Source organism: Hydrogenovibrio sp. 3SP14C1 (assembly GCF_029625905.1).
GTDB lineage: Bacteria > Pseudomonadota > Gammaproteobacteria > Thiomicrospirales > Thiomicrospiraceae > Hydrogenovibrio.
In genome coordinates, this window is the sequence record NZ_JARTLM010000012.1 from 14,408 (window position 1) to 31,845 (window position 17,438).

The following is a 17,438-nucleotide window of genomic DNA, read 5'->3' on the forward strand; positions in this document are numbered from 1 at the left end:
AGCATAATTTTGATTACCGATATAAAAACAAATAGTGCACTCTAAATGAATATTTTAATTGTAGACCCTTCAAAGAGCTATCGAGAGCTCGTTAAAGAAATCTTATCGAATGAAAATGTTAATGTCGTTGAAGCAAAAAGTGGTCAAGAAGCCTTTACCTATTTAAAACATAAAACGCCTAGTGCGATTAGTATTGCCCATGAACTGGGCGATATGGATAGCTTTAAGTTTTTAAAAACGGTCAATTTAAATACGATTCTATGTAATGTTCCAAAATTTTTGTTAACGTCGAACGCCTCGAAAGAATTTAAAAGAGAAGCCTATGATGCTGGTTTTACAGAGATTTTTGTAAAATCAGATTTTCCGACACTAAAGCGCGCTTTAAAAAGTTTGATGTTGTATGCAACGATGAATATTTCGGCAAAAGTGCTTTATGTTGAAGATACTCAAAGCACCGCTGACTATACCAGTCATATTATGTATTCTGCGGGTTGGGAAGTAGACCATGTTAAAAGCGGTGAAGCGGCTGCCGAGTTATTGGATAAGCGAAAAGGGCACTATGATTTAGTAGTCACGGATTTGGTATTGGAGGGTAACGTGAGTGGTATTGGTTTAATCAACTTGATTCGGCAGGGGCATGGAACCATTCGAGATATTCCAATACTTGCTGTGTCTGGTTGGAATGATTTATTAAGACAGGTTTATGTGCTTAAACATGGCGCAGGGGATTTTATTGCCAAGCCATTCCATGAAACGGACTTTTTGGCGCGTGCTATCAATTTGATTCTCAATAAAAAACATTTAGATGAAGTCAATAATGCGAAAAAGTCTCTGTATTTGAAAGCGAATATTGATGCGGCGACTGGCCTGAATAATCGCCACTATATGGATGAGTTCGGTGACAAAATGGTCGCTGACTCTTGTGGGCGCAATGAAGGCATTACTCTAGCGTTGGTTGATATTGATTACTTTAAAAGGGTTAATGACTCTTTAGGTCATGCAACAGGGGATGCGGTATTGAAGCAGGTTTCAAGCTTAGTGAAAAGCCATTGTCACTCCAGTGATTTGGTGGTTCGTTATGGCGGAGATGAACTGTTGATTTTAATGACTGATGTAGATCAGGTGTCAGCTACAGAGCGTCTTGAAATGATTCGGGTTGAAATAGCACGTTTGAATCCAGCCAATGTTCCAATCACCGTTACGATTGGTGCTGCAAGTTGTGATAAGAAAAACAAACCGAAGCTGATGCAGTTATTGAAAAGTCAAAATGGAGATGCGGATGACGTAAATGTGGACTTGAAAACCTTATTCAAAACGGCGGATAACTCTCTTTATATGGCAAAGCAATCGGGGCGAGACCAGGTGTGTGTCAACTCTCTATGGAACTAGAAAACTCGGTAACGGATTGATGAGAAGCTTAAAAAATGGCCAGGCCTGGCCATTTTTGAGAGGAAATGTTTAAGCTTTCTTTAAAAAAGCAGCCACCAGAACGATTTGTGTGCCGTTGACTTTTCCTTCGATATGAAGCGGGTTGTCGGTCAAGTGAATGTTTTTCACTAAAGTCCCTCGTTTAGCGGTAAACCCAGCGCCTTTAACATCCAAATCTTTAATTAAGGTGACATCATCCCCTTCTTGCAAAGTGGTGCCGTTGCTGTCTTTATGGATAATCGTTTCTTCATCTTCATCAGGCATGCCTGCTTCAGCCCATGCTTTAGTGTCATCTTCCAGATACATTATATCTAATAGATCTTGTGGCCAGCCTTCAGCACGAAGAGCATTCAATAAACGGTAAGCCATAACTTGAACAGCCGGAACTGGAGACCACATGCTGTCGTTTAAACAACGCCAGTGGTTGGCATCCATAGTATCGGGTGCTTCAATCTGGCTTTTACAAGTGTGGCAAACCACGATAGTTTGGTCTGCCGAGCCATCTGAAGGGGATACTTCATAAGTGCTTAACTGTTCCTCAGAACCGCATAGTTCGCATTTAGAACCACTTCTTTCCAATAGACTTTGTTCAATTGTCATGTCTTTTCCTTTTGCAATTAGAGAGCATATTATGCACATAATGTATGGTCTTTAAAAGAGGATAGGGTATCCAACCTATTGTTGTGATTGAATAAACTAAATAGGTTAGATGTCGGTTTAATTCTTAATAGTGTTTGAAAAAGAGTATACCAAATTCGTTGAAACTGTTAGTTTTCAACTGGTTATGAGGTGTTAAATCTTATCACGCTGAAAGCTTTTTTTTACCCTGAAAAACCGTTAGAATAAATGCTATTAAAGACCTTAATTGGATGAATTAAGTTGTTAATTTTATGTGGCCGGAAGTGACGAAAAATTCATGTTGAACGCTCGTTACGATATCTCAAAAGATTATTTTGCATTATTGGGGGTTCACCACCAAGCTTGCGATAAAACGATTAAGCAAGCCTATCGTAAGATGGCGCGACGCTATCATCCCGATGTTTCTAAAATTCATAATGCAACTGAGAAGTTCCAGGAAATTTCAGAAGCCTATGAAGTTCTAACGAAATTTAAAGAAGCCTACTGGCGTGAGTTTTGTCGTGTCAACCGTAAGCAGTCACGATCTCATTATCAATCGAACCCTTTTAATCAACACTCTACTTCACAATCCCGAGCACAAAAAAATACTGGTTCGTATCAATGGCGCAAGCAAAAACCGATTCGCGGTAAAGATCGTGTGATTACTTATCCTTTAACACTGCGTTATGCCATTCGATTATTAAAGATAGGGTCGTTTTATATTCCAGGCCTGAAAGTAAAGATGAAGTTTACGCGTGATGCTTTTCTCAATAAAACTTTTCGTTTAAGAGGAAAGGGATATCATGGTCTGTTTGGTGGCGAGCCAGGTGATTATTTAGTAAAATTTCAATTGAAGTTGGACTCGTTGAAGTGGGAACTGAAAGGGTGTGATATTTACGGTACGATTCAGGTGCCCAGTACTTTGTTGGTTCCTGGAATGGAACTGGAGTTAGAATCACCTGCCGGGAGCACGAGTGTAACGGTTCCCAAAAACTACTCACCGAACGATTATATTTTCGTCCGAAATATGGGCTTACCGGGGGATGAAATCAACTCACCCGGTCACCTTTATGCAAAATTGATTGCTGCTTAATCGCAGCTCTGTTAAATTAAATCTAAGGAATCAGAATGCCAAGCCAGCCCTTTCAAGATGACGGCGTTGTTTTAGAGACGGCCAGACCAAAAGTTAAGCCGCCAAAGCGTTATCAAGTTGTTTTGTTAAATGATGACTTTACCCCAATGGATTTTGTTGTGGATGTGCTGACTCGTTTTTTTGGAATGGATGAGGCAAAAGCCAATACCGTAATGTTGGCGGTTCATACGAAAGGAAAAGGAACTTGTGGTGTTTATAGTCGAGAAGTGGCTGAAATGAAAGTCATGCAAGTGAATCAGTATGCCAGGGAACACCAACACCCTCTGCAGTGTGAAATGGAGGTGGTTTAATGTTAAGTAAAGAATTACAGCTCACTTTGAGCAATGCCTTTAGTTTGGCGAACGAGTATGAGCATGAATATGTTACCTTGGAGCACTTGTTATTAGAATTGCTCGGGTTGCCATCAGTGCGTGAAGCGATTGAGGCTTGTGGTGTCAAACTCACAACGGTTGAATCGGAGTTAGAAAAATATCTGGATAGCGAAGCGCCTGGGGTAAAAGCTGAAGAGCTGTTGCCGACAATGGCTTTCCAGCGAGTCATTGAGCGCGCGATTTATTTAGTACAGTCGAATGGTTACACGGAAGTGTCAGGGTTACATGTATTGGCCTCTATTTTCTCAGAACAAGATTCCCACGCCGTTTATGTTTTGGAAAGTTGTGGTGTGCACCGCGTCGATATTTTAAGTTATATCTCCCATGGTGTGACGGCTCAGCAACAAGAAGATTTTTTGACGTCTTCACCTTCGGAAGAAGCGATTGAAGATGCAGAGACAGGAGAGTCTGAAAACAATCCGATTACCAATTTCAGTGTGAATTTAAACGAAGAAGTTGAAATGGGGCGCATTGATCCCATTATCGGACGCGAATGGGAGTTGACACGAACGCTGGAAGTTTTAAGTCGACGCCGCAAAAACAACCCTTTATTAGTGGGGGAGCCCGGTGTAGGGAAAACGGCAGTGGCTGAAGGCTTGGCGCATCGTATTGTGGAAAAGAAAGTGCCAGAACAGTTAATGGATGCTGAAATCTTTAGTCTGGATATGGGCGCTTTACTGGCAGGGACGCGCTACCGTGGTGATTTTGAAAAACGCTTTAAAGCCTTGTTAAAAGCTTTGGAAGAACGACCTCATGCGATTTTATTTATTGACGAAATCCATACCATCGTTGGAGCAGGTGCTGTTCAAGGCGGCGCAATGGATGCTTCGAACTTGATGAAGCCTGCTTTATCATCCGGTAAATTACGATGCGTTGGGGCAACCACTTATGAAGAGTATCGTGGTATTTTTGAGAAAGACCGCGCCTTGGCGCGCCGTTTCCAAAAGATTGATGTACAAGAGCCGACCAACCAGGAAACCTTTGAAATCTTAAAGGGGTTAAAAGCTCAGTTTGAAAGTCATCACCATGTGAAATATACGTTACCTGCTCTAAAAATGGCAGTGGATTTGTCTGCACGTTATATCAATGACCGTCATTTGCCGGATAAGGCCATTGATGTGATTGACGAAGCTGGTGCTAAACAAGCATTGATGCCGAAAAGCAAACGTAAAAAACAGATTTCAGTTGCCGAAATTCAGCAAATTGTGGCAAATATCGCTCGCATTCCTGTTTCTCAAATTACCCAGAAAGAAAAAGACAAGTTGATGAATTTGGAAGAAAGTTTGCAACGTGTGGTGTTTGGGCAGGATGAAGCGGTTCGTAGTGTAGTGTCTTCGATTAAATTAGCGCGCTCAGGGTTGAATGATGGAAATCGCCCAACAGCTGCCTTCTTGTTTGCCGGGCCGACAGGGGTAGGGAAAACAGAATTGACACAGCAGTTGGCTAAGCATCTTGATATTGAGTTATTACGGTACGACATGTCTGAATACATGGAGCGCCATTCTGTTTCTCGTTTGATCGGTGCGCCGCCAGGTTATGTTGGATTCGACCAAGGTGGGTTGTTGACCGAAGCGGTCAATAAACATCCGCATTCGGTTGTCTTATTGGATGAGATTGAAAAAGCGCACCCAGATGTCTTTAACTTGCTGTTGCAAGTAATGGATAACGGTACTTTGACGGATAACAATGGCCGCAAAGCTGATTTCCGGAATGTGATTTTGATTATGACCTCGAATGTCGGGGCCGAAGCCGCTTCAAGAGCAAGCATCGGGTTTGCGGTGCAGGATCATAGCTTGGACTTCCAGGGCGAGTTAAAGAAAGTCTTTACGCCAGAATTCCGTAATCGCTTGGATGGTGTGGTGCAGTTTAACCGTCTGTCGCCAGAGGTGATGAACTCAGTTGTTAATAAGTTTATTTACGCGCTTGAAAGTAGCTTGCAAGACAAAAAAGTATCAATCAAGTTAACCGCATCTGCTCGAGAATGGTTAGCGAAAGAAGGGTATGATCCATTTATGGGCGCAAGACCTATGTCTCGTTTGGTTCAAGAGAAGATTAAACAGCCGTTGGCAGAGATGCTACTGTTTGGCGAATTACAGTCTGGCGGTGACGTGGTTATTGATGCTGACGAGTCTGGTATTGTGCTTAAAGCTGAAGAGTTAGTGTAAAAATCGAGAGAGTCTGGATAAACACTGTTGTGACATAAAAAAACCGCTTAAAAGCGGTTTTTTTTATTTTTATAGAAGTTGTTTCAGCGAATTTTATTTTCCGCGATAGGTGATGCGACCTTTAGTGAGGTCGTAAGGTGTTAGTTCAACCTTAACTTTATCACCCGCAAGAATGCGAATATAGTTTTTACGCATGCGCCCAGAAATGTGCGCTAAAATTTCGTGACCGTTCTCTAAACGGACTTTGAACATTGTGTTCGGTAAAGTTTCAATCACTTCGCCGTCGAATTCAATAACATCTTGTTTTGACATAGACTTTTTAGCTTTATTGCCCCTATAAAAAATAAGCCGCGATTATAGCAATGCTTCACGATTTATTCAAACTTTTGTCTGTTTATTTAATAAAGCGTATGTTTAAAGGTCAGGCGGGTTTGTTTTTCTCTTTAATCACTTGTGTCAAGAAGGGCGCTTGCCAGTCTATCTCAAGCTGCCAATGCTTTGGCGCAAACTCCTTATGAGTTTCCTGCTGTAAGATAGATTCAAAATACTCTCTGGAAATGAGTGTGGCGCCGAGAGATCTTAGGTGGGGCGTTTCTACTTGGGTGTCGATGATCCGAAATCCCCAAGCTTTAAGTTGTTGGCACAAAGCTACTAAAGCAATTTTAGATGCATCCGGGACCTTTGAGAACATCGATTCTCCGAAGAAAACTTTTCCGACCGCAACACCATAAAGTCCGCCCACTAATTGATTGTCTTGCCAGACCTCAACAGAGTGCGCATGTCCGCTTTTATGGAGTTGAACATAGGCTGATAACATTTCCTCTGAAATCCAAGTGCCGTCTTGATCCCGTCGTTCAATGGTGGCGCAGTGACGCATGACATTTTCAAATTTCTGATCGAGTGTGACGGTGAATTGTTGCTTACGAATGGTTTTGACTAAGCTACGTTTAACTTTCAGTGACTCAATGAATAGCACTGATCGGGGATTAGGGGTCCACCATAGAATAGGGTCTTCTTCATTAAACCAGGGAAAAATACCTTTATGATAAGCATTGAGTAGCCATTCAGGGGTCAAATCCCCTCCGACGGCAAGCAGGCCATCAGGTTCTGTCATGGCTAGATGAGTCGGGGGGAAGACAACGGGCTTGCTATCAAGCCAAAAAGGTTGATGAATCGGTTCGGACATTGAAATTATCTTAAATTTTTAACTCAAATTATCATAGAATATGCAGCTATTATAAAGCAATGTATTGTGGAAGCTTAGATGAACTCCAAAAATTGATTTTTTGGGGCATTTAAGCTTCTAAACTTTCGCTCTAAAAACGGCTTTTTTACTTTTTATGTCCAAATTTGTACATCTTCATGTCCATTCCGAATACTCGGTAGTTGATTCAACTATTCGGGTGAAGTCCGCGATTTCTCACGCCCAAAAAAGCCAGCAACCCGCGATTGCATTAACCGACCAAATGAATATGTTCGCCCTGGTTAAGTTTTACACTGCTGCAATGGATGCAGGTATCAAGCCGATCATCGGATCCGATTTATTAGTTGAAGCAGAAAATGGTAATGTCTTTAAGGTTGTTTGTCTTTGTCAAAACGATCAAGGGTATCTGAATCTGTCGCATTTGATCTCTATGGCGTATCTCAAGAACCAAAAAGTGGTTCAGAACGATATGAAGGCATTAATCAAGCAGGAGTGGTTGGCAGAGTTCAATGAGGGACTGATTATCCTCTCGGGGGGTAAAGAAGGGGATGTAGGGCAGGCAATTTTAGCGGAAAAACCAAATTTAGCAGCCAAACGAGTCAGTTGGTGGGCATCTTATTTTCCAGATCGTTTTTATCTAGAGTTGATCCGAACGGGGAGAGATAAAGAAGAGCTTTATATTGCAGGTGCGGTGGATGTTGCTCAGCGATATGAACTGCCTGTGGTCGCGACCAATGATATTCGTTTTGAGAAGGCAGATGATTTTGATGCACATGAAGTACGCGTTTGTATTCATGGCGGATACATTCTGGACGATCCGAATCGCCCGAAACGCTATTCAGAAGAGCAGTATTACCGTAGCTCGGATGAAATGGTGGCGTTGTTTGAAGACATTCCCGAAGCGATTGAAAATACCGTTGAGATTGCCAAACGCTGCAATGTCTCTTTAACGTTGGGAACCTACTTTCTCCCAGATTTCCCTGTTCCAGAAGGGTTGACGCTGGATGAATACTTTATTTTAGAGTCACAGAAGGGCTTGGATGAGCGTTTGAACTTTTTGTTTGGTGATTTATCACCTGATGCATTCGCCGAAAAACGCAAGTCTTATGATGATCGGCTTAAGTTTGAGTTGGATATCATTACCCAAATGGGGTTCCCTGGTTATTTCTTTATTGTTGCCGACTTTATCCAGTGGGGGAAAAATCACCAGGTACCGGTTGGCCCTGGTCGAGGCTCTGGTGCAGGGTCGTTGGTAGCTTATGCCTTGAAAATTACCGATTTAGATCCACTAGAATACGATCTGCTTTTCGAACGCTTCTTGAACCCGGAAAGGGTTTCGATGCCCGATTTCGATGTCGATTTCTGTATGGAGCGCCGTGATGAGGTCATTGAATACGTTGCTCGCGAATATGGTCAGGACCATGTGTCTCAGATTGTGACATTTGGAACCATGGCAGCAAAAGCGGTCGTCAGAGATGTTGGTCGTGTTCTGGGGAATGGGTATGGCATGGTGGATAGTATTGCCAAACTGATTCCAAACGATTTGGGGATTAAGCTGCAAGGCGCTTTGGACCAAGAAGAGCAGTTACAAGAGAGGTATGACAATGAAGAAGATGTTCGTCTTCTGATTGATTTGGCCTTGAAATTAGAAGGCACCGTTCGTAATACGGGTAAACATGCGGGTGGGGTGGTGATTGGACCCAAACCCTTGGATCATTTCTGCCCGGTATTGTGTGAACCTGATGGGACCAGTGTCGTCACCCAGCTTGATAAAAATGATGTAGAGACGGCAGGCCTGGTTAAATTTGACTTTCTGGGGTTGAGAACCCTGACTATTATCGATTGGGCGCTGCACTTTATCAATGAAGGCAAACAACAGGGGGATGACGGATTTGTCGAAATTGAACGAATTCCGTTAGCAGATTCTGAAACGTTTGATTTAATTAAAACCGGGAAAACAACGGGGGTCTTCCAGTTAGAGTCCGCCGGAATGCAGAACTTGATTGTTCGTTTACGCCCGGATTGTTTTGAAGATATTATCGCCTTGGTGGCGTTATTTCGTCCTGGTCCTTTGGAATCTGGCATGGTTGATAATTTTATCGCGCGTAAGCATGGTAAAGAGAAAGTCTCTTATCCGGATGCTCAATATCAACATGATTCTTTAAAAACCATTCTAGAACCGACTTATGGGGTCATCTTGTACCAAGAGCAAGTTATGCAGATTGCTCAGGTGCTAGCGGGCTATACGCTTGGTGGCGCTGATATGCTGCGTCGAGCAATGGGTAAAAAGAAACCTGAAGAAATGGCCAAGCAGCGCTCTATCTTTAAAGAGGGCGCAATTAAAAATAATGTTGATGGCGATTTGGCCATGAAAATTTTTGACTTGGTTGAAAAGTTCGCCGGGTATGGGTTTAACAAATCCCACTCGGCAGCCTATGCATTGGTTTCCTACCAATCCGCTTGGTTGAAAACACATTACCCCGCTGAGTTTATGGCAGCACAAATTTCCTCCGATATGGATAACACAGATAAAGTGGTTCATATGGTGAACGAGTGTTACGCCATGGGGATTGATGTCGCTCAACCGAGTATCAATGAGGGTGAAATTCATTTTAAAGCCATTCGTGGACAAAAAGCTGTTCGTTATGGATTAGGGGCAATAAAAGGTGTCGGCGAATCCGCTTTGGAAGGCATTGTTGCCGAGCGGAAGCAAAATGGTCCTTATCAGGATTTATTTGACTTCTGTCTACGCGTAACCCGAAAAGTGAATAAACGCGTGATTGAAGCGTTGATTTCTGCCGGAGCCATGGATTGTATCCATGACAACCGTCAGGCAATGCTAGACAGTGTTGGTATGGCATTGCAAAAAGCTGAACAAAAGCAAAAAGACGAAGAAGCCGGACAAGAAGACTTATTTGGCGATGTATCTTCTTTTGAAGCAGAAAATGAATCAAAGCTGGTCGATGTTCCAGAAATGCCTGAAAAACTTCGCTTGAAAGGAGAGAAGAACGTACTAGGGCTTTATATGACCGGCCATCCGATTGAAATCTACCGAGAAGAGCTGGATAAGATGGTTGAACAAAAGCTGTCTGCTCTACGTCCTGAAAAATGGAATAAAAAATGGGCGGCCGGTTTAATTGTTGAAGCGCGCAGCAAAGTGACCAAAAGTGGCAGCCGAATGGGTTTTCTCGCTATTGATGACCAAACAGCCCGTATGGATGTGGTGTTAAGACCCGCTGTGTTTGAAGCTTGTCGTGACATCTTAATCCCGGATACGGTGATTTTAGTTTATGGCGAAGTAGCGGAAGATACGTTCAATGGCGGTATCAAATTCGACGCAGAACAAGTTGTCACCTTAGCAGAATCCAGAGCGGAAAAAGCAAGAGCAATTAAACTGTTTGCGGATAGTTCTGTAGCAGTCAATCGTATTCAAGAATTATCAACCGTGCTAGCGCATTACACTTCTGAAGAAGGATTGCCACTGGTGATTGATTATCAAAATGGCGCTGCACGTGCGCAAATGATTACGGAAGACGGGGTGTCTTTTTTTCCAGATGATGAACTATTAGAGGTTTTGAGAGGGAATGGCTGGCGCCCCGAAGTGGTTATTTAATCACTATAAACTTTAAAATCAGGGATGATTTTATTTAAAAAATACAGGCTATTTTGTCTTAACGGTTTGTTATAAAGTTTTTTTATTCCTAATGCGGGTCTATAACCTATAGAATATAGAAAACTCGACGAACGGTTCTGGTAAGAGCGTTTAATTTTACTGAGAAAACAATTGTCAAATAGGAGACATGAATGTCTAACAACATTGAATCGGTTTTGCAAGAAAACCGAGTGTTCAAACCTACCGAAGCCTTTAAGAAACAGGCTAATATTACTGAAGAAAAATATCAGCAATTGAAGAAAAAGGCCTCTGAAGACTATGAAGGTTTTTGGTGTGACTTAGCCAAAGAAAAACTCAGTTGGTCTAAGGAGTTTACGGTTGGGTTGGATGACTCAAACCCTCCTTTTTATAAATGGTTTTCAGACGGTGAATTAAACGCCTCCTATAACTGTATTGATCGTCACTTGGCAGAAAAAGAAGACAAGTTAGCAATTATTTTCGAAGCGGATGATGGTTCGGTAGAACAATACACGTATAAAGATTTGCATGACGAAGTGTGTCGTTTAGCGAATGCGCTGACTGCGCAAGGTATTGAAAAAGGCGATCGTGTTGTTATTTACATGCCGATGATTCCTCAAGCCGTATTTGCAATGCAAGCTTGTGCTCGTATCGGGGCGATTCACTCAATTGTGTTTGGTGGTTTTTCTGCTGAAGCATTGCGCGATCGCATTGAAGATGCTGGCGCTAAAATGGTTATTACTGCAAATGCAGGTCGTCGTGGCGGTAAGTCTGTTCCTTTGAAAGGGGCCGTTGATGAGGCTCTTGAAAAAGGAGGCAATTCAGTCCGTAAAGTCGTTGTCTATAATCGTACAGACGATGACGTTAAGATGAAAGAAGACCGTGATATCTCTTGGCATGATGCCGTTGCGGGCATGAGCAACTATCATGATGCGGTCATGGTCAGTGCAGAACATCCTTTATTTTTGCTTTATACCTCAGGATCGACAGGGAAGCCGAAAGGGATTCAGCACAGTACCGGCGGGTATCTTTTAAATGCTCATATTACCAATGAGTGGGTATTTGACTTAAAAGACAGTGATGTCTTCTGGTGTACAGCGGATGTGGGCTGGATTACTGGCCATACTTATGTTGCTTATGGTCCGCTTTCCATGGGGATGACCATGCTGATGTTTGAAGGGGTTCCAACGTACCCAGATGCAGGTCGTTTCTGGCAAGTTTGTCAGGATCATGGCGTTACGGTGTTTTATACCGCACCAACAGCCATCCGTGCATTGATGAAGTTTGGAGACGACTTACCGAAACAATATGACTTATCTAAACTAAGACTGCTAGGAACAGTAGGTGAACCAATTAATCCAGAAGCCTGGATGTGGTATCACGAAGTGATTGGTCGTGGCGAATGCCCGATTATGGATACTTGGTGGCAGACAGAAACGGGTGCTCATATGATTGCGCCTATTCCTGGTGTGACGGATTTGAAACCTGGGTCTTGTACCAAGCCCTTACCGGGGATTGATGCTCATATTGTTGATGAAGAAGGAAAAGAGTTAACCCATGGTGAAGGTGGTTATCTGGTGATTCGTAAGCCTTGGCCTTCCATGGTTAGAACCATTTGGGGCGATGACGAACGCTTTGTAGACACCTACTTCGCGATGTTTAAAAACAAGTATTATGTTGTTGGAGACAGTGCGCATTTAGATACAGATGGTAATTTCTGGATCATGGGTCGTATCGACGACGTATTGAATGTGTCGGGTCATCGTTTAGGAACAATGGAAATTGAATCCGCATTGGTGTCTCATGAAAAAGTTGCTGAGGCCGCCGTGGTTGGTAAACCACATGATGTTAAAGGGGAATCCGTTTTTGCTTTCGTGGTGTTGAATCAGGAAATTCCAGAAGGGGATGCTCGTCTGGACATGGTGCAAGAGTTGCGTAATCATGTGGCGAAAGAAATCGGACCCATTGCGAAACCTGATGACATCCGTTTTGGCTCAAACTTGCCGAAAACCCGTTCAGGAAAAATCATGCGTCGTTTGTTAAGAAGCATTGCAAAAGGCGAAGAAATTACATCGGATACATCTACATTAGAAGATCCGAGCATTTTAGATCAGTTTATGCAGCCTAATAAATAATAAAAGCTGTTAAAAACTGCAACAGAATTATTAAAGCCACAAGGAAAGTTAGTAAAATAACTTAGGCCTGGTGGCTTTAGTAATGTTTATGACTCTAAAAGAGTTATATTTTAAAAATCTTAGCCGTAAGACAAATATAAGTGAAGACACGGTTAGGGATTAACTATCATAGGAGGAAGGCTTTGGAACAGTCTAAAATTGAGAAGATCAAGAATCTTCCGGAATATCAACAGCTTGTTAAAGAGCGTACCGCATTAGCATGGGGGCTTTCTTTAGCAATGTTGGTGGTTTATTACGGTTACATTTTGCTTTTAGCATTTGATCCGGCATTTTTTACAACCATTGTTAGCGGTAGTTATGTCTCAATTGGTTTCCCAGTTGGGGTTGCAATCATTATTTTTGCATTCTTATTAACGGGGTATTACGTTAAGAAAGCGAATGCGGACTTTGATGAGTTAACAGCTAAAATTAAAAAAGAGGTTGAATAATGAAATTCGGATTTAAACAGTTATTAGCCTTAATCGTCATGATTGCTGCGCCTATCACGGCTTATGCCGCGGGGATTGATGTTGCAGCACCAGTTGAAAAAGTCACCAATTGGGCAGCTATTTCAATGTTTGTTGTCTTTGTAGGGGCCACTTTGTATATTACATACTGGGCTGCTCAAAGAACCAAATCTGCTAAAGATTTTTATGCTGCCGGTGGCGGTATTACAGGTCTTCAGAACGGTCTAGCGATTGCGGGTGACTATATGTCTGCCGCTTCTTTCCTTGGGATTACGGGGATGGTTTACCTTAAAGGGTATGATGGTTTGATTTTTGCCATCGGGTTCTTGGTAGGTTGGCCGATTATCCTTTTCTTGATGTCTGAACGTCTAAGAAACCTAGGTAAGTTTACTTTTGCGGATGTAGCGGCTTATCGTTTTCAGCAAACACCTATTCGTGTTTTAGCGGCCTTTGGTGGGATTGCGGTTGTTATCCTGTATCTGATCGCGCAAATGGTGGGTGCTGGTAAGTTGATCGAGCTTCTATTCGGTTTAGACTTTAACTATGCGGTGGTCATGGTCGGTATCTTGATTATTGCTTATGTTTCATTCGGTGGGATGTTGGCAACGACTTGGGTACAAATCATCAAAGCGGTTCTGTTACTGGCGGGTGCAACTTTTATTGCCGTTGCCGTAATGTATAACATGGGCTTCAGTTTTGAAACCTTGTTTAAAACAGCCGTAGAAAACCGTGGTAACAACATGGACATCTTGTATTCTGGTGGGTTTGTTTCGGATCCAGTTAATGCGATTTCATTAGGGATTGCCTTGATGTTTGGTACAGCAGGTTTACCGCATATCCTAATGCGATTCTTTACGGTTCCAGATGCAAAAGAAGCACGTAAGTCAGTGTTCTATGCAACCGGTTTCATTGGGTACTTCTACATTTTAGCCTTCATCATCGGGTTCGGTGCGATTGCAATGGTGGTTGCATCTGAATATATGGATGGGTCTAAGTTGATCGGCGGTAACAATATGGCGGCAATTCATTTGTCTCATGTTATTGGCGGTGACTTCTTCCTAGGCTTTATTTCTGCTGTGGCATTTGCCACGATCTTAGCTGTTGTTTCTGGTTTAACTTTGGCAGGTGCTTCTGCGATTTCACATGACATTTATGCCAATGTGATTAACAAAAACGCGACAGAAGCGCAGGAAACTAAAGTGGCAAAGGGTGCGACAATTGTTATTGGTGCATTGGCGATTATCTTCGGGATTGGATTTAAAGATCAAAACATTGCTTTCGTGGTGGCATTGGCCTTTACAATCGCAGCTTCGGCTAACTTCCCGGTTCTGATTATGTCGATGTTCTGGAGCAAGATGACTACCCGTGGTGCCGTTATTGGTGGGTGGCTAGGGTTAATCTCTGCCGTTGTAATGGTTGTTTTAGGGCCGGTTGTTTGGACGCAAATCCTTGCAATGGGTGAGGCAATCGTACCTTACAAGTTCCCAGCATTATTCACGGTAATCATTGCCTTTGTTGGTATCTGGTTCTTCTCTATCACGGATAAATCCGCTAGAGCGAAGCAGGATCTTGAAGGATTTGAAGCTCAGTTTGTGAGATCACAGACAGGGATTGGCGCTGAAGGCGCTTCAGACCACTAAGTTGGTCAAAGTTCAAATTTTCAAGTAAGATAAAGGAGGCTTTTTAGCCTCCTTTTTTGTTTGGGTTTTTAGCGAGAGCGGCATCATGTCTATTCAACAACAGTTAAATTTTTTAAAGCAGGTTGAACCCTTTTCAGCTTTAAGTTTGAAAGAGTTGACGCATTTAGCCTCTGCTCTAGACGTAGTGTATTTTCCTTTAAAGACAACACTTGAGCTCTCAAGTCACCCGTCTTCAAAGCAAAGTGCATTTTTATATTTTGTCATTAAAGGGCATATTGCCGAGTTTGATGAGAGTAATCGTCAGAGAGCGGTTTATGGTGCGAATACCTTTTTTGGTGATGCTTTATTATTACAAAGAGAATCCTACCTGCGTTATGAGGTGATTGAAGAGGCGATTGCCTACCGCTTGCCACAAGCCATATTTCTGGAATTGGTTTCACAGCCTGAGATTCAAGGTTTTTTTATTGATGATATCACCGCCAAGCTGAATAAGCTTCATGCACAAATTCAGGCGGAATCATCTAGTGAAGCTCTGATGGGAATTGTAGAAGAAGCGCCTTTGCAAACCTTGATTGAAGTCAATGAATCGACCGGGATAGAAGAGTGCGTACAAAAAATGCAGCAGTGTAAAACAGATGCTTGCGTGGTGCATTTTCAATCCTCCAGTGAAATGGGGATTGTCACCTCTATCGATTTATTGAATGCGCTTGCGTTAGAGCATTTACCTGTGAACTCGGAAGTAGGGCCTTTAGCAACAGTGCCGGTTGTTTCTGTTCATCAATTCGATTATTTATTTAATGCTCTGCTTAAAATGACTAAGTTTCGAATTAATCGTTTGGTGGTTCGTTCAGATGATGCGCTGGTTGGGGTGTTACACCAAAAAGACTTGATGGGGATGTTTGCAAATCAATCAAGTCTAGTGGTGTTGACTATTCAGCAAGCTGAAAAAATGGAAGATTTGAAGCGAGTTATTCACCAAATTGATGCGCTGGTTATCAATTTAAACAATCGTGGTGTCAAAACGCATTATATCGCCAAGCTGGTTAATGAACTGCATCGTAAAATCATGGAAAAAGTGTTTGAGTTTTTAAAACCTTTCTCTGAATTGGAGTCGGGGTGTTTATTAGTGATGGGCAGCGAAGGTCGTGCGGAACAAGTCATTAGAACCGATCAGGATAATGCGTTTATTTTACCGGATTCTGCCAAAAACCTACCAGGCCTGGTCGATTTTATGCAGGAGTTTACGCATAGTTTGATTGAGCTTGGCTTTCCCCCTTGTCCCGGCAATATTATGGTGTCGAATCCCATTTGGTGTCAGACTCTGTCAGATTTTAAGGAGCAGCTGAGAAATTGGATGATCCAGCCGTCGGCAGATGCTTTCATGAATCTATCGATCTTCTATGATGCAGATATTGTTTTGGGGGATGAGTCAATGCTGTTAGAAGCCAAGCAGGTTATGTTGAACTGGATTGCCTCGAATCAACATTTTCTGCCGCACTTTGCTAAACCAGTATTGCAATTCGATACCCCAATTAGCTTTTTTGGCAAGCTGGTGATGGATAAAAAATCGCATAAATCACAGATTGATATTAAAAAAGGCGGGGTTTTTCCAATCGTTCATGGTGTTCGGTGTTTGGCGATAGAGAAGGGTATTTTGAAAACGAACACGCATTGGCGAATTAAAGAGTTGATGAAAGAAGGCGTGTTAACAGAAGCATTTGGTATTGAGCTCGGGGAAACGTTGAATTTTTTAAATACGCTCAGGTTAGAGTCGATGGTTGAGCAGGTGAGTCGAAGCAAAATGCCGAATAACTTTTTACAAGTATCAGAATTAACACCGATTCAACAAGATTTATTAAAAGAAGCGTTTAGTGTCGTGAATCGTTTCAAAAAACTGATCGATCATCATTTTAAAGTTTCTGCGGTGCTATAAAGGGTTAGTGCAATATGTTTGAACAATTAAAACAGCGTTGGAATCAAAAGCGATTAAAAGATCCGCGTTTTGAATTTTTGTTCGACTCGTCCTCTGAAGAAGAGGTTGTTTGTTTTGATTGCGAAACAACAGGGCTTAACCCGCGTAGAGATAGATTGGTTTCCTTAAGCGCAATAAAAATTAGAGGGAATGAAATATTGACCAGCGAAGCGTTGAATTTGACTTTCTTACAGAAGCGGGATATTTCAGAAGAAAGCATTAAAATTCACATGATTCGTAATGAAGATACAAAACAAGGGTTGAGTGAGCAGGAGGGTATTGAAGCATTTTTACATTTTATCGGTTCACGGGAGCTGGTCGGCTATTATTTGGAATTTGACGTTGCCATGGTGAATCAGATTATTAAACCTTGGCTTGGTATCACTTTACCGAACCCCCAGATTGAAGTGTCAGCACGTTATTATGATTATAAAGAGGAAGTTATTCCTAAAAAAATCATAGACTTGTCATTTGATTCGATTTTAAAAGACTTAGACTTACCAAATTTAGGTCAACATGATGCATTTAGTGATGCATTTATGACTAGCTTGATTTTTATAAAACTGAAGTCACTTGAAAACTACCAAGGCCTTTATTGACATACGCAGGGATTGT

At 42.2% G+C, this 17,438-nt stretch carries 13 protein-coding genes; 10 read left to right on the top strand and 3 right to left on the bottom strand.

Annotated elements, in window-relative coordinates; translation table 11 throughout:
• Positions 1 to 45 precede the first annotated feature (45 nt).
• Complete coding sequence (locus tag P8629_RS10340) at positions 46 to 1,389, top strand: GGDEF domain-containing response regulator (RefSeq protein WP_278166061.1); 1,344 nt, start codon at positions 46 to 48, stop codon at positions 1,387 to 1,389.
• A 69-nt stretch (positions 1,390 to 1,458) separates the two neighbouring features.
• On the opposite strand, the gene P8629_RS10345 is transcribed toward P8629_RS10340, so the two are convergent.
• Entirely contained in the window at positions 1,459 to 2,028 is a 570-nt protein-coding gene (locus P8629_RS10345; RefSeq protein WP_278166062.1) for a PhnA domain-containing protein, read from the bottom strand.
• Positions 2,029 to 2,344: 316 nt separating this feature from the next.
• Between P8629_RS10345 and P8629_RS10350 the strand changes: the two genes are divergently transcribed.
• The 3 genes from P8629_RS10350 to clpA are packed head-to-tail and all read left to right on the top strand — an operon-like array spanning position 2,345 to position 5,735.
• Entirely contained in the window at positions 2,345 to 3,139 is a 795-nt protein-coding gene (locus P8629_RS10350) for a DnaJ domain-containing protein (RefSeq protein ID WP_278166063.1), read from the top strand.
• A gap of 35 nt (positions 3,140 to 3,174) precedes the next feature.
• A complete protein-coding gene (gene clpS / locus P8629_RS10355) occupies positions 3,175 to 3,489 on the top strand; it encodes an ATP-dependent Clp protease adapter ClpS (protein WP_135795782.1) in 315 nt (104 codons plus the stop codon).
• Entirely contained in the window at positions 3,489 to 5,735 is a 2,247-nt protein-coding gene (gene clpA / locus P8629_RS10360) for an ATP-dependent Clp protease ATP-binding subunit ClpA (RefSeq protein WP_278166064.1), read from the top strand. The genes clpS and clpA overlap by 1 nt, the downstream gene beginning before the upstream one ends.
• A gap of 93 nt (positions 5,736 to 5,828) precedes the next feature.
• Here clpA and infA read toward each other — a convergent pair whose 3' ends face one another.
• Both infA and aat read right to left on the bottom strand, forming a co-directional pair.
• Positions 5,829 to 6,047 carry a translation initiation factor IF-1 gene (gene infA, locus P8629_RS10365; RefSeq protein WP_011370535.1) on the bottom strand — a complete coding sequence of 73 codons (219 nt, stop codon included), beginning with the start codon at positions 6,045 to 6,047 and terminating at the stop codon, positions 5,829 to 5,831.
• 109 nt (positions 6,048 to 6,156) lie between these two features.
• Complete coding sequence (gene aat / locus P8629_RS10370) at positions 6,157 to 6,921, bottom strand: leucyl/phenylalanyl-tRNA--protein transferase (protein WP_278166065.1); 765 nt, start codon at positions 6,919 to 6,921, stop codon at positions 6,157 to 6,159.
• 154 nt (positions 6,922 to 7,075) lie between these two features.
• Between aat and dnaE the strand changes: the two genes are divergently transcribed.
• The 6 genes from dnaE to P8629_RS10400 all read left to right on the top strand — a co-directional run bounded on the left by dnaE (position 7,076) and on the right by P8629_RS10400 (position 17,422).
• Positions 7,076 to 10,552: a DNA polymerase III subunit alpha gene (gene dnaE / locus P8629_RS10375; RefSeq protein WP_278166066.1), complete on the top strand. Its 3,477-nt coding sequence runs from the start codon at positions 7,076 to 7,078 to the stop codon at positions 10,550 to 10,552.
• A 191-nt stretch (positions 10,553 to 10,743) separates the two neighbouring features.
• On the top strand, positions 10,744 to 12,705 hold the full coding sequence (gene acs, locus P8629_RS10380) for an acetate--CoA ligase (RefSeq protein WP_278166067.1): 1,962 nt from the start codon (positions 10,744 to 10,746) through the stop codon (positions 12,703 to 12,705).
• A gap of 182 nt (positions 12,706 to 12,887) precedes the next feature.
• Positions 12,888 to 13,193, top strand: a complete 306-nt coding sequence (locus tag P8629_RS10385) for a DUF485 domain-containing protein (RefSeq protein ID WP_135795787.1) — start codon at positions 12,888 to 12,890, stop codon at positions 13,191 to 13,193.
• The gene (locus tag P8629_RS10390; protein WP_278166068.1) at positions 13,193 to 14,851 is read left to right on the top strand and encodes a cation acetate symporter; all 1,659 of its coding nucleotides are present in this window, start codon (positions 13,193 to 13,195) and stop codon (positions 14,849 to 14,851) included. The genes P8629_RS10385 and P8629_RS10390 overlap by 1 nt, the downstream gene beginning before the upstream one ends.
• Positions 14,852 to 14,936: 85 nt before the next feature.
• Positions 14,937 to 16,784: a putative nucleotidyltransferase substrate binding domain-containing protein gene (locus P8629_RS10395; protein ID WP_278166069.1), complete on the top strand. Its 1,848-nt coding sequence runs from the start codon at positions 14,937 to 14,939 to the stop codon at positions 16,782 to 16,784.
• Between the two features lie 14 nt (positions 16,785 to 16,798).
• Positions 16,799 to 17,422 (top strand): 3'-5' exonuclease, encoded by a 624-nt coding sequence (locus tag P8629_RS10400; RefSeq protein WP_278166070.1) that lies wholly within the window; start codon positions 16,799 to 16,801, stop codon positions 17,420 to 17,422.
• The last annotated feature ends 16 nt before the right edge of the window (positions 17,423 to 17,438 follow it).